The organism is Kaistella flava (ex Peng et al. 2021), from assembly GCF_015191005.1.
GTDB classification, from domain to species: domain Bacteria; phylum Bacteroidota; class Bacteroidia; order Flavobacteriales; family Weeksellaceae; genus Kaistella; species Kaistella flava.
This window is the reverse complement of the sequence record NZ_CP040442.1, coordinates 1,773,513-1,788,528: the sequence shown is the minus strand read 5'-3', so window position 1 is coordinate 1,788,528 and position 15,016 is coordinate 1,773,513. Positions and strand designations below refer to the sequence as shown.

Here is a 15,016-nt window from a genome sequence, read left to right as displayed (position 1 = left end):
AGTAGTGTTATATTAATTGCCACGAATTCCCGAATTAATATTTGTTTTAGATTAAGAACTTTAATCATGCTATTATAAAAAATAAAGACAGCCATTTTCTATTTGAAATGGCTGTCTTTTATTTAAACTGAAATGCTTGATTTAAAATCAATGGTTCAGCAATTTTCTATTTCCAAAAAATATCGTCGTATTCTGGTTCTTTTAATTCTGGATGATCCAATTTTAAAATATCCTCTAATTGTTTGTCCGTGGCTTGCTTTTCGATTTCAGGGAAAATTTGTCGTTCTTCTGTTCGGATGTGAAGTTCGAGTAAAGCACGGAAATCTTCTATTTGTTCTGGTGTTTTAAAACCATCTTCGATCATTTTCTGAAAGATTCTGTGTTGTGAAATTGCTTCTTTAATTAATGGATCTTCTTCTCCTAAAACTTTAAAAATGGTTTCCTCTTCTTCTGCGAAATGTGGTTTAAGGTTTTGTTGATAAAAAAGGCCTATATATTTTGACATTCTTTCTACCGAAATTTCTCTTTTTAATCCTTCTTTTAATTTCCAGCAAAGCAGTAATCCAAAATGATGGTCGCGGCTGAGTTGTACTAAGGCTTCATGTCTTTTCATATTTCAATTAGATTTTTAGTAATTTTTATTGAATTTACTTAATATTCAAATTTACGAAATTGTACTTAAAGGTGTCAAAAGAACTAATAAAAATTGACTACTAGAAAGAAATAAAAAACTCCTTCAACGTAAGTTAAAGGAGGAAAAAATCATTTGTGTTTTTAAGTTTTTAAATTTTTCAATTCCAAATACCTATTGCTTTATTTTTTCTAATTCAAATTTAGAAGATACCTGTGAAAATTTAAAATTATAGGGGTGGACAAATAGAGGACAAAAGATTTAGTTTTTAATTTAAGTTTTAGGTTATTGATAATCAGACAATTGGAAATTAATGTTTTTAACTGATGAATATTTTATTTGTTGCTCATTTTAATTAATTAGAGGAAATAAGCAGTCGTTAATAGAATACTAATTAGGCAATTTTAAATCTAACTTTATTAAATTTTTATTACTGGAATTAAAAACTCCTTTAACAGAAGTTAGAGGAGTTTATCATCATTTGTGCTTTATAAGTCTGATTGAATTGAGTTAACCGTTTTAAACTAGTAGAAAGTTTTAATGGTTATTAGTTCTTTTTCTATTACAAATTTAGGGATAAGACATTCATAAAATGAAATTTTTTGGGTGGACAAAAGGTGGACAAATTTTTTAATTATTAAATATTTTGTTAACGTTTTGTAAAACAACTTGTTATAACTTAGATTCTCTAGTTTTTTATCTTAATATCAGATCCATTTTTAATATTTAAAAAGATGTATTTCAAAATAGAAATGAAATTTAAAAGCTAATTACTTGATTTAAATATAATTTTTATAATTAATAATTATTAATAAAACTAATTATTTGAATAGTAAAATAGCATATCTTCACTAATAATTTTTTTTTCGTGAAGCAATGAAAATAAAATATTTTCTTAGTTTAATTACGTTAGGTTGCATTATTTTTTTGCCAGCGCAAAAAATTCGGTTAGATGTGTCTGATAATAATATTTCTGGCTGGGAAGGCATTATCAGTCAGCAAGAAAATATGGGTAACGATACGGTTGCAATTAAGAATTTTCTTCAACCATTGAACGATAGTAATTCTGAAACTTACAAAATTTTATATAACACGCTTCTAGCAAATGGTTATGCAAATGCTTTTGACCGAATTAATGAAAAAAGTAATAATTATTATTCAAAGTCCATTCAGAGTGCAAGGCAATCAAAACAGGAAGCTTTGGAGATTTGGGCTATTTTGAGCTACGCAGAATATCTTTATAACTTTAGACAAATGACTAAGGTATTGCCGGTTTATATGTCGGCAATCGAAAAAATTAATCAATTAGATTCTAAAGATATTTTATTTCCAGGTGAATCTTTTATGAAAATTGGTTTTTATATGGGCACTATTGGAGACAATACGGAGGCTCTGAACTATTTAAAAAAAGCAAAGCAATTTACCAATCCCAAATCTGCCAATTACGCTAGTATTCTAGATAATATGGGATTGTATTATTATAGAACTGGAGATTTAAAAAAAGCTAAAAAAAATATTGAAGAAGCCTCTTCATTGGCGAAATCGATTGGAGATGAAGTTCGATATGCAAAGACGCTTGGGAATCTAGCGCAAATTTACGAAGGAAATCGTGATTATCGCACTGCGATTAAATTAATTTTAGAAGATATTGAAATCTCAGAGCGAAATGGAAGAAATAAAAATTCGATGTATGCCTATACAATCTTAACCAGATTATATATTGCTATAAATCGACTTGAAGACGCGAAAATATCAGCCAAGAAAGCGGATGAAATTGCAGAAACAAAATCGTATTTTAAAATTAATGAACTTGAAATTTTAAAGCTTAAGCTTCATATTATCTATAAAGAAGGTAGGAATGGTGAAGAATTATTGGTGAGAAGAAGAATAGACGCTTTGGAGGATTCTCTCAATAAAACCGATGGCGTGCTTCCACTGAATCAGGCCAACTGGATGTTGCAAAAAAGAAAATATCAACACAATATCGATGATACTCAAAAGAGACTTTCATCAGTGTCTTTTTGGAAAAATGTGATTTTTGTTGTGGCTGTTTTTTTAATTCTGTTAGCAGTTTTAATATTGATGAATGCGAAAATTCGAGAAAAGAATAGAAAAATTCAGACTGAAAAAAGGATTGTCGAATATGAAAATGCCAAATTAAGAAACGAACAAAAACTATTAGAAGCTCATAAAACTCTCGATTCACAAATCGATTTTTTAAAGGAGAAAAATATACAGATTCAAAAACTTCATCTCGAAATTCAAAATATCAAAGAATCTAAATCTTCGAGCATTGAAAAAGAGCATGGGAAACTTGATGAAATCCTAAAATCGCATTTAATGACCGAAGAAAATTGGTTGAGCTTTAAGCGCGAGTTTAAAAAAGGGCATGCTACGTTTTATCAAACTTTACAGGATAGTTTCCCAGAAATAACCGATTCTAGCTTGCGGATTATCTTGTTGAGGAAATTAGGTTTTGCCAATTCTGAAATAGCAGGACTTTTGGGAATTACTGTTGATGCAGTGAAGAAATCGAAACAGCGACTCAAGCATAAACTGGGAGATAAATATGATCTACTCTTTAATATGATTGTCTCGGAAAATTAAATAAAAAGAACGCTCTGAAATTTTCGGAGCGTTCTTTATTTTAAGTCTAAGATATTCTTAGTATCTGTAATATTCTGGCTTGAATGGTCCTTCAACCGGTACACCAATATATTTCGCTTGTTCTGGTGATAAAGTTTCTAATTCTACGCCTAATTTTGCAAGGTGTAAAGCAGCAACTTTTTCATCTAAATGTTTTGGCAAAGTATAAACTTCATTTCCGTAAGCTGCAGAGTTGGTCCACAGTTCAATTTGAGCTAAAGTTTGGTTAGCGAATGAATTACTCATTACAAAACTTGGGTGTCCAGTTGCACAACCAAGGTTTACCAAACGACCTTCAGCTAAAATGATAATTTCTTTTCCGTCGATATTATAAACATCAACTTGTGGTTTAACTTCATATTTAGTATCACCATAGTTAGCGTTTAACCAAGCCATATCCAACTCATTATCGAAGTGACCGATATTACAAACAATCGCTTTATCTTTCATTCTTTTGAAATCTTCTCCTTTAACAATGTTAAAGTTTCCAGTAGTTGTAATAATGATATCTGCATTTTCAACTACAGTACTCAATTTTTTAACTTCGAAACCTTCCATTGCTGCTTGTAAAGCACAGATTGGGTCAACTTCAGTTACCGTTACAATTGAACCAGCACCTTTGAAAGACGCTGCAGTTCCTTTACCAACATCACCGTAACCACAAACTACAACTCTTTTACCAGCCAACATAATGTCAGTCGCTCTTCTAATCGCATCTACAGCAGATTCTCTACAACCGTATTTGTTATCGAATTTCGATTTTGTTACTGAATCATTCACGTTGATTGCAGGCATTACCAAAGTTCCGTTCTGCATTCTTTCGTACAATCTGTGAACTCCTGTCGTTGTTTCTTCAGAAAGTCCTTTAATTTCAGCTGTTAATTCTGGATATTTATCGAAAACTAAATTCGTTAAATCACCACCATCATCTAAGATTAGGTTTAATGGTTTTCTATCTTCACCGAAAAATACAGTTTGCTCGATACACCATTCAAATTCTTCTTCAGTCATTCCTTTCCAAGCGTAAACCGGGATTCCAGCAGCAGCAATTGCAGCAGCAGCATGATCTTGAGTAGAGAAAATATTACAAGAAGACCAAGTAACATCTGCACCCAAAGCAACTAAAGTTTCAATTAAAACTGCAGTCTGAATCGTCATGTGAAGACAACCAGCGATTCTCGCACCTTTCAATGGTTGAGAAGGACCGTATTCTTCACGGATCGCCATTAATCCTGGCATTTCTGCTTCAGCTAAATTAATTTCTTTTCTACCGTATTCGGCTAATGAAATGTCCTTAACTTTGTAAGGAACGTATTGTGTTGTAGTTTCCATCTAATTAAATAAATTTGGTGCAAAGATACTAAATGTCTTTCTTTAAATTTAGTCCATTTAAGAAATAGCAGTTATATCTTTAATCTATTACGCAACCAAATATGTTAACATAGATTTAGTGCCTGTTTAAATTTAACGCAAAAATAATTTAACCACAAAAGTCACATAAGTTTTAGGACAAAATACTTCTAAAAGTTCAAATAAGTTCAAAAAATTGAGGGTTTTTCAATTTTGTGTTCTAAATATTTTCAAAATAAAAACTAAATTTTATATAAGGAATGTGTTGTTATTATTTTTAAACTCGCTCTTAAAGTAAAATTTGAATTTGATTATTTAAAGAATTGCGTAATTTTACTATCTAATACTTATTGATGCCACTTTACCGAGATTTTTCAGATGATCAAGCAACTATTCTTCTTTGGAAATATAGTGAGGACGAGGATTTTAATCTTGAATTTCTTTTAGAAAAAGAGAACTTTGATAAGGTTAAAGATTATCATCCGACTAAATTAAAGGAAACACTTTTGGTTAGAAAAATTCTGAAATCTGTTTTGCCGGATTATAAAATTTTGTACGATGGAAGAATTCCGTATTTATTTCCAAACGATTATGAGATTTCAGTGACGCATTCTTTTCCTTTTGCGGCCTTGGCGATTTCTAAAAATAAAGTTGGAATTGATATTGAACCTTTTAATCAGAAGATTCTCAGAATTCAGCATAAATTTTTGCATGAAGAGGAGAGTAGTTTTATTGAAAAAGAAAAGGAAGTTGCTTATCTGACCGTGATTTGGTCATTGAAAGAAAGCTTATATAAAATCCATCATTCCAATTACTGGTCGTTGAAGAAACATTACGAAGTAAAACCTTTCAGCTTAGATTTTCCTTTCGATATTCAATGCAGAGTTCATGACGACAACGTTTCAGATTTATATAAAGCCCGCGTAGAGTTTTTCGAAAACTACTGTTTCACCATTGTTGATTGAATCTCTGGTTCTAAACTTTCGACGACTTTTCTTTGCTCTCTTGCTACATCATAAATCAATTCTAAGATTTCTTTTAAATTTTTCAATTCTGTTAAATGCGAGATTCTGCTGGGATCACGACGGTCAAAAAATTCATTTTCTACCAATTCTTTTCTGCGGTTTTCGAGTAAGTTTTCGACCGTATCTAATGGTTTAATTTTACTTTCCTCTAAAATGTTTTCGTCAATATTTTTTTGATTTAAAATTGAATCAGTTCGTCCTAATTCTGCGGAAATTTTTAAATCCCAACTGTTGAAATCGATTTCTGGATAATCTTTTGACGTTTCTGAATATTGCGAAAATGAAGCGATATAAGCCGTAATTAAATGGGAAGTAATAACGAACTGATGTAAATGTTCCAGTTTTTTCTGTTGATTTTTCGGGTCAGAAATCATCCTTTGGAAATTATCAGAAAGATTGGCTAAGTCGATAATTGCTGCTTTTCTGGTCAGTTTATATTCTTGTTCTTCAATTTTTTCATTTTTAAAAAATGCCATTGCGGCCGAAAAATAGTTGATGTTACTCAATGACGTTCTTCGCATAAAATCCAAGTTTTTGGTATGTTCCCAAACGGGTAAAACAAAATAGGAAACCATGAAAGCTACAGCTCCGGCAATTGCCGTATCTAAAACACGGTCTTTAAATATCATATTGACATTTCCTGGTTTTAAGATATTAAAGGCCAGAAATACATAAATCGTCATGAAAAATACCGCCCAGGAATATTTTGTTTTTAAAAAGGTGAAGCAAAGAATCATCGCCATTAAAAACAGAACAAAAATGATTTTTTCGTTACCAATAAAATAAAGAATTCCGTAGGCAACAATCGCGCCCGAAATTGTTCCGTATAACCTTAGAAGGTTTCGGTGTTTGGTCGTTGCATAAGCAGGTTTCAGAATGGCAACGATGGTAATTAAAATCCAGTAAGAATGACCAATTCCCAGAAATTCAAAACTTGAAATCCAATAACCGACAACCAAAGCGACCGTGATTCTGATGGCATGTCGAAATAAACCTGATTTTAAAGAGAAGTTGCTCAAAAAAACTTTGCTGTTTAGTTTTTCTTCAGCAGTTACGAACTTTTGATAATCTAAACCTGTTGATAAACTTTTTGCTAATTTTTCGTCCTGGCTGAAAACTTTATAAATGGTTATAATTTCATCGGAAATCGCGGTAATTCTATTTAAAATAAAACGAAGCGTCATAAAATCTCCCAGGTTGTCAGGATTCATTTTTCGGTTGCGCAGTTCGAAATATTCATTGTAGATCTTCTCGAGCATTTCATCGATATTTCTGAGTGGTCGAGCTTTTGAACCGCTTTGTAATGCAATTCCGATATTGCTCATTTCTTCGGAAAGCTTTTGTAAATATTCGCCAATCGAGTTTAAGAAATCGCTGTTTCCAAAGTTTTCCTGAACTTTTCTGTAATCACTTTCAGAGGTCATTAACTTTTCGTGAAGGTCGATGGAATTCAAAAACATCAACATCAACAAACGACTTGTGGTGGTCGATTCATTAACTATTTTTCTGGTTTTAAAAACAGTTTCACGCGTTTCTTCCTGTAAGTTTTTAATGGAAATCTGCTGGCTAATTATTTGCGAATAAAGCGTATCGAAATCTGGATTTTTAAAATAAAATTTTGACTTTAATGAAAGGTAATTTCCTAATTCTAAATAATTTTCACCAATCATTTGACCAGCCAATTTGTACGGCTGGATTTTCGAAACCACCAAAAAAATGAGCAGGTAGAAAATAGATCCTGCTAAAAAAATAAGTGAACTTTTAATGATGTCATCGCCTGTCAAATGACCATCAATAAAAATCGCCAATACGACTAAAGACAGCGCTCCTACAGCAGCTAATCTTTGACCGTAAACCCCAATCATAGTGAAGAAAATGGAAAATATAATAATTTCCGGATAGATTAAAACCGGGAAACTTTTGATAATGCTAGCCACAACGGCGACCACGAAAAAAGAAAAGATGGCAAATACTAATGCATTTCTACGTCTGATAAATGGACCAGCCTGATCAGTTAAACCAACAAAACTCGTGGCCAATGGAAAGAGAAAAAACTCTTTTAATAATCCAAAATGGGCAAGAATTACACTTGGTAAAACAATTGCTAACGAAATACGAACCGCCGAATAAATGGCTTGGCTGCTGGCAAATTTTTTCAGTTCGATGGCGTAATTCATAGTGCAAATTTAAACATTTAAGTCTTAGTAAATGATAAAAGTGAATAACTCATTAAGTCTGTAGTGACCTTTATGAAAAGAAAAGTTACAAAAATTTTAGGTAATGTTCTCTAGTTTTAGATCTTCTTAAAAAGAGGTAAAGGAAATTTTTTTGCAGATCGTTTTTGGGAAGAAATAGTAATTCTCTTAATTAGTTGATTTACATCTTAATGGTTAATTGGTTTTAAATTGATGACGTTCAATTTTTAATAATATGATCTACGAAACTTCTACTTATAAAAAAAAGCCTCAAAATATTTGAGGCTTTTCTATCGTAAATTAAGTTTTATTAATAATCCTGAGCGTTCGATGATTCTTCACCAATATTCCAGGTTAATCCAAATCTTAAAGTATTATCTAAAGCTGAATTAATTTTCGAAGTATTAATTAAATAAGACATATCCAAACCGAAAGACTGGTATTTTAAACCAACTCCAACCGTTGCATATTGTCTTCCACCTTGTTCAACACTTTCGTGGAAATAACCTCCTCTTACCGCAAATGCGTTGTCATATTCATATTCAACAGCACCACTGAACATCATGCTTTTTTGATTGCTGAATGATTTTCCGATTCCGTCGATTACACCAACATTAGGAACCATTCCAAAATTATCTGGACCGGGAACCAAAAGTTTTGAAGCTTCGAAGTTCACCCCAACTCTGTTTAAATCATCAAGGAATAAATCATATCCAGCACCAAGTCGAGCCATGGTCGGAAGATAAGATCTAGATTCTTCATCACCTGTATAATCTAATCTTGGACCTAAATTTTGAATCGCAAAACCTGCTTTTGCACGACCTTCATAATCGCCAAAAGAAGCGTGCTTTTCTGACTGGAAATATCCTGAAACATCAACCGCAAAAGAGTTTGCTGGTTTCAATGTGTTGTCTGAGTTAAATCCTCCTGACAAATCAGAACGGATAAATCTACCGGTAACTGCCATGGAATAATAATCAGAAAGTTTTAAACCATAAGCGACATCGATTGAGAATTCGTTTGGTTTTGCGGTACCTTCCTGTACCACCTCAGTTCCTACTAATTTTGTAAGATCTACAGATCCCATATTAAAATAGTAAATACTTGCAGAAATTGTAGCTCTTTCTTCATCTCCTAAAAACTGGTGATAAGAGCCATAAAGCAAGAAAACATCATTGGTTAATTTACTCATGTAAGGGGTGTAATTAATCCCAATAGCTGAAGTCGTTTTACTGAAAGGATATTTCGCTGCATTCCAAAACTGTGAAAAAGCGTCGGTAGTTGTTGCGACCCCTTGATCACCCATTCCTCCCGCTCTTGCATCAGGCGATATTCTTAGGAATGGCGCACCGGTTAATACTGGCTGAATCTGCGAATAAGCCGCAACACTCATTCCAAGTCCTAATCCTAAAAATAGTTTTCTAGTCAATGTCATAAAGTAAATTTTAACGTTATAAATCTTTTTTTAATTATTTTAATAATACCATTTTTTCAACTGCAGTAGCACTTCCTTTACACTTATCTTGATTTTGGCTTCTCGCAAAAATTTTAAATATGTAAGTTCCTTTACCCACTGCATCTCCAAAATCATCATTTCCGTCCCATTCAATTGCTGTTCTTGGTGTTCTGAAACCTTGTAAGAAAGGTTCTGCAGTTACCGTTGTGCTAAGCGTTCTAACTAATTTCCCCGTGATGGTATACACCTGAACATTCACGTCTAAAACATCATTACAATTATGCTCGAACTGAACATAAGTTTTGTTGGTGAAAGGATTTGGCCAATTTAACAATTTTTTAACTATTAAATTTTGGTTGCTTTCATCCTTAACTATAAAGTTTAACGTCTCTGTGGTCGAATTATTGTTAATGTCCCAAACTTTAAATGTTAATTGATGTTCACCAGGTGTTAAATTTCGGAATGGGTAAGTGACGTTTCCTTTTTGATAATCCGCTAGCGAAGGATTGGTACAACCATTTCCTTCCCCAGAAAAGAAGAAATCATTCAGAACAACGGTGTCGATAATTTTACCATCCAGAATTACGGTAATATCGTGGCCAATTCCAGAACCTGTGGAGTTAATTCCTTTATCATCGGTTACACAAGCTAAGAGTAGGGGATTTTGATTCGTAATTCCGCCATCAGCAAAATTGGTGTTGTTCATGTATAATTTCACTTTCGGAGCTTCATTGTCATTAATTCCATCGGGATTAATTCCTCCAATCTTTTGATCTTGATTGTTAAAAACATCGAAAACTTTGTTGTCAGCGTAAACTAAAATTCTTCCTGTTCCCACTTCATAATTTATGTCTTTCGGTACATAAAATTCTACCGTGAATACGCCATTGGTTGCAACACCAGAAGATTTAACAATTGGGCTGCCTTCTTCAGTGTAAGTTAACACTGGACTCATTTTCGGCATTCCGTCATTATTGAGTGTTTTTTTTGTCAGTCGTTTATCAAATATATTCACAGCAACTCTTCCGTTAAAGGTTTCATCTACGCTTCCATCGGGTTTTGTAACGTGTCCTTTTACTTTTACAAAATCTAAAGCGCGAAGTTGTCCCGGAACTGGAGAATCAATTTTATCGATGGTAATTAATCGTTTTGGACGACTTAATTTGGTAGCAGGATCTCCTAAGAAATTAACTTTTAAGTGATCGTTCGATGGTCTTTTTTCAATTTTTGCTTGTAAGAATGCATCACCAAGATTTAAAAAATCGTCATTTTCCAGCTCGAAAATATGTTTGGTGAAAATAGTGGTGAAATCTTCTCCATAGCCAACTCCAATCGCTCGGCTGGAAGTAATCATCGTTGAAGCTCCTCCAGTTTTTGATTTAATCACTTGCTCACCAGCAGAAAAAGTTCCCGGATCATCCCATAATGTAAATTCACAAGTAATCGTAGAAACCAAAGGAAAACGCGAATAGATATTATTGTAATTATTAAAATTCTGAATTTGCTCAATAGTTAAAACTCTCTCCTGCGCCCAACCATTAATCCCACCATGACCGAAATAAAACAGGTAGAGACTGTTACCAACATCATTTGAAATCGCTTGGTTTACTTGTGGATATCTCTGACCGCCAGCTGAAGTTTGTGCTGGAAAAGCATCCAGATAAAGTTTTCGGATATTATATTCTTTTCTTAATGTTCCGGTTTCAAATACATTGACCAAAGAGGCGTTCATTGTATTGTGGAAAGGGTATTGGTTATCGGCATCGTCATCAACTACGAAATCCATTTTCATTCTCCATTCACCAAACGGAGTAGATTGTCCTGGATTCGCATTGTTATAAGATAATGCTTTGTCGATTAAGAGTTTGGCTTCAGAAATATTGGCTGCAGGTAATCTGCCCACTGGTAAGTTCGGTAAGGTTGCAGAGACATTTATTGAGCCTATACTTTGTGGACCGGTCATTACAAAATAATCATCGGTTACAAATGAGTCGGCGTAGTTGCCACTTTCTTCACTTTGATAACTTGGCACAACTGAAGAACCAGGATACGTTTTTCCTTTGAAATCGTAAGAAGTATCTCCTAAAATAAAAAGATATTTTAATTTGCCTGCTGGAGTATTAAGTCGGGTTGCGAAATCTCTGATTGCAGTAATATCTTTACTTCCGCTGCTGAATTCATTGTAGATTTTATTAATGTCAACGACTGCTACATTATATTTTCCTTGGTAAAAATTAGCAAGACGCTGAGCTTGTCCCATCATTTCAGGAACTGTAATCATTAGATAATCGATGTTTTGTAAACCCGCTAAATCCTGATTTTCAATTTTTCCGACAAAAGAAGGAGAAAATGCTTCATTATTTTTAAACGCAACGAACTCGTTCACGAAAAGATTACTATCTGCAACGTAACCAAAATTAAAATTAGAATTATTTCCAGATTTATTTACTTTTTTAACCACATTGGTAACATCAGATACTTGCCAAACCTGATCGATAGAAGAGGCATTAGCTAAATTAAAAGTGTAGGTATTGCTACTTTGCTCTACAATATCGTAACTCCTAAAGTTCATTTGGTTGTTATTAAATTTTAAATCTTCTTTATACTGAACTTCAGCATAATCAAAATAAAATTTACCATTTGGGTTGCTTGCAGAGTTTGGTGCATAATTAAATGAGAGTTGGTTGCCTTGCAAGTTGCTCACTGAACCATTATATACTATCGGTAGATATTCTCTTTTGTCATCTGACGAAACAGAGAAATTACCAGGATTTGCATTATTGATGTTCACCGTCATTTTATTTCCCTGCGATTGATACGCAATAAATCGGGATCGGTATAAAACAGTATCAGTGGGTTGAATCGGAGATTTCGTAGTAAAAGTGACTGTTTTATTTCCGTTAAAAGAATCACCAGTCCAGATTCTACCGATTCTCATTAGATTGAATTTCTCTTCATTAATATACTGGTACTCGTCATATCGAGAGATTACTGTGGAATTAGTCGGTACATCGCTCGCTTGAATTCTCTTACCTGGTCCATTATCGAAATTGATGAAATAGTAAGCGAAGTCTTCATAAATATTAATGAAGTTATTTGATCTGTCGGTTCGGGTTTCTATTCTTCTATTACCGTTTCCATTACTGCCTTTGTAAACATTGTAACCATTAGGACCTTGTGCGTAGAAAAGAGCGTAATCATCTTCATTCCATACACCATCCTCTTCACCGAAAACCTGTATTGCATTTTCTTGCAAAGCATCATAACGTTGATCTTTATTATGTTCAGGTAACATCAATCCACCATTTCCATAAATTCTGAAATTTTTCGGATTAATATTGGCGGGATTCATTCCATTGTCTCGTAAGAATTTTGCGGTGATTTTAAAAACGCCTGATTTGTCAACTTTAATTTTATAAAAGCTTCCCTGTTTTAATGGATTTTCAGAACTTCCGTATTTACTTGCCCAATTTTCATTTTGAACATTTTTTTCAGCATTAACAATAGTGAAAGATTTTAAGCGGTAAATCGCTCCTTTTTCAAATTTCAAGGTAGCAACCCGAATATTATTGATTTGTTCCTGAGTGTAAGGATTCGTATAATAACTTACTTCTGATTGATCTTCGGTCGGAAGATTATAATCATTGATGTCAAAAAGCTCTTTTGCGGATATCTTTTCCCAAATCAAATTGGTGACTTTTCTGTCTGCACCAGAGTGTTTTTCTGCCATTCTCAGATAAACTCCGCCGTCTTCGTAGACGAAACTTTCGTTCTTAAAGAAAGGAACAGTAACTTTGCTGCTTCCGTAATCAATAACGGTGCTTCCTTCCCAATCTATTTTGGTAGTTTGTGAGAAATAAAAAGAACTAAATAATAATACTAAAAAGAATGTTAATTTGCGTTTCATTTGTTGGTTAATTTGCCAATTACAAATTAAACGAAAATTATTAAATATTAATATGATACAATAAAATTAAATTGTTAACGTTTTTTCAAAAAAATCAATCTTTAATTTGATTTATTAAATAATTTAATTTTTCTTTGTACCTTGATAAATTTGAAATTTACTATGAATAGACTAAAGTTGTTTACGATAATGGCGTTAAGTTCAACATTTATGTTGATGAGTTGCGGCAGTGGTGGCAATAACAAGAAAGGCGGTGGTACAAAAAGTTTTACGAGTAAAACAGGTTGGAAAGCAAACGATCCAAAAGGTTGGTTTTTTTCCGGGAAACAGCAGAAACAAAAAGGATGGCCAGGAATGGTTTATGTGGAAGGTGGAACGTTTACCATGGGATTGGTGAAAGACGACGTGATGCATGACTGGAATAATACGCCAAAAAGAATGCAGGTGAGTTCCTTTTTTATTGGTGAAACAGAAATTACCAACTACGAATATAGAGAATATGTGACATGGTTAAAATATGTTTTCCCTCCTTCTGACCCAAGTTTTAAAGAAATTTATACTGGAGCACTTCCTGATACTTTGGTTTGGAACAATAAACTTTCAAGAAACGATTTTGCCGAAACTTATTTCCGTTCTCCGGAGTATGACTATTACCCAGTAGTGGGTGTTTCTTGGCTACAAGCTTCAAGATATTGTGATTGGTTAACTGATCGTGCTAACGAAAAAGCGTTGATGGCTCAAGGAGTTATTTCTAAAGATTATTATTCTAATGATTCAAATAATCAAGGAGCAAGTGCCTTTAGTTTAGATAAATATAGAGCGAACGATCCGGAAATGGAAGCGTACGTGAATAAGCAACGTTTGCAACAAAAAACTGGTATTAAAACCAAAAATGAAAGAATTATTGCTGCAAACCGTAATGCCACTTCAGGTGTTGTACAAAAATTCAGACTTCCTACAGAAGTAGAGTGGGAATTTGCTGCGCTAGGAATGCAAAAAGAAAGAGTATATAATTTATATACAGGTAAAAAACCTGAAGTTGAACAGTTAAAAGGGACAAAGGGTAGAAATCGCGGAATGTATTTGGAAAACTTTAAACAAGGAAGAGGTGACTATTCTGGTGTTGCAGGTTGGAAAAATGATGGTTCACCAACAACTTCAGATGTGAAACAATATCCTTCTAACAATTTAGGACTTTTTGGAATGTACGGTAACGTTGCCGAATGGACTGCAGATGTTTACAGACCAATTATTGACGAAGAAGGAAGCGACTTTAATTATTACAGAGGAAACGTTGCTAGAGAAGTTTTGAAAAATGCAGACGGAACTTTCAAAAAGATCGATGTAGTTAAATATGATACTTTAGCAGACGGTAGATTGATTTATAGAGGTCTTCCTGGTCAATATGAAAGAGAAGTTGTTGCTGATAACAGTAATTATAGAGATGGTGATTTCCAATCTTCATTAGATGCTGGTTACGGGAAAGCAGAGGACAGTTCAACTGTTGGTTACAACATGTACAATTCTAAACAGAAAAAATTTATTGTTGACGGCAGAGGTAGAGTAGTTCTTCAAAAAGACAGAACTTCTAGAACGACAGAATTATCCAATGAAGTGAGAGTAATCAAAGGAGGTTCTTGGTTAGATGGACCTTACTGGCTTGATCCGGGACAAAGAAGATTCCGTGATGAAGGAAAAGCTTATGGTTGGGTTGGCTTCCGTGTATCGCAAGATGCGAAGTCCAACGGAAAAGGTAGAACCAAAAGATAAAATTTAATAAAATATTTAAAAAACCTTCTGTTAATG

At 33.5% G+C, this 15,016-nt stretch carries 8 protein-coding genes; 3 read left to right on the top strand and 5 right to left on the bottom strand.

Annotated features, from left to right (window positions below; genetic code table 11):
• Positions 1-166: 166 nt before the first annotated feature.
• Positions 167-613 carry a hemerythrin domain-containing protein gene (locus tag Q73A0000_RS08150; RefSeq protein WP_193813551.1) on the bottom strand — a complete coding sequence of 149 codons (447 nt, stop codon included), beginning with the start codon at positions 611-613 and terminating at the stop codon, positions 167-169.
• 894 nt (positions 614-1,507) lie between these two features.
• Between Q73A0000_RS08150 and Q73A0000_RS08145 the strand changes: the two genes are divergently transcribed.
• On the top strand, positions 1,508-3,238 hold the full coding sequence (locus Q73A0000_RS08145) for a tetratricopeptide repeat protein (RefSeq protein ID WP_193813550.1): 1,731 nt from the start codon (positions 1,508-1,510) through the stop codon (positions 3,236-3,238).
• Positions 3,239-3,295: 57 nt separating this feature from the next.
• Here the strand turns inward: Q73A0000_RS08145 and ahcY are convergent, their stop codons facing one another.
• Positions 3,296-4,609: an adenosylhomocysteinase gene (gene ahcY, locus Q73A0000_RS08140; RefSeq protein ID WP_193813549.1), complete on the bottom strand. Its 1,314-nt coding sequence runs from the start codon at positions 4,607-4,609 to the stop codon at positions 3,296-3,298.
• Between the two features lie 371 nt (positions 4,610-4,980).
• Between ahcY and Q73A0000_RS08135 the strand changes: the two genes are divergently transcribed.
• A complete protein-coding gene (locus Q73A0000_RS08135) occupies positions 4,981-5,592 on the top strand; it encodes a 4'-phosphopantetheinyl transferase family protein (protein ID WP_193813548.1) in 612 nt (203 codons plus the stop codon).
• Here the strand turns inward: Q73A0000_RS08135 and Q73A0000_RS08130 are convergent.
• The 3 genes from Q73A0000_RS08130 to porU form a co-directional block, all read right to left on the bottom strand.
• A complete protein-coding gene (locus Q73A0000_RS08130) occupies positions 5,568-7,829 on the bottom strand; it encodes an FUSC family protein (protein WP_193813547.1) in 2,262 nt (753 codons plus the stop codon). The two genes, Q73A0000_RS08135 and Q73A0000_RS08130, sit on opposite strands and share 25 nt — an antisense overlap.
• Positions 7,830-8,157: 328 nt before the next feature.
• Positions 8,158-9,282 (bottom strand): type IX secretion system outer membrane channel protein PorV, encoded by a 1,125-nt coding sequence (gene porV / locus Q73A0000_RS08125; RefSeq protein ID WP_193813546.1) that lies wholly within the window; start codon positions 9,280-9,282, stop codon positions 8,158-8,160.
• Between the two features lie 34 nt (positions 9,283-9,316).
• Complete coding sequence (porU, locus tag Q73A0000_RS08120; protein WP_193813545.1) at positions 9,317-13,210, bottom strand: type IX secretion system sortase PorU; 3,894 nt, start codon at positions 13,208-13,210, stop codon at positions 9,317-9,319.
• Positions 13,211-13,372: 162 nt separating this feature from the next.
• Here porU and gldJ point away from each other — a divergent pair, with 162 nt between their 5' ends.
• Entirely contained in the window at positions 13,373-14,980 is a 1,608-nt protein-coding gene (gene gldJ / locus Q73A0000_RS08115; RefSeq protein ID WP_193813544.1) for a gliding motility lipoprotein GldJ, read from the top strand.
• Positions 14,981-15,016: the final 36 nt, after the last annotated feature.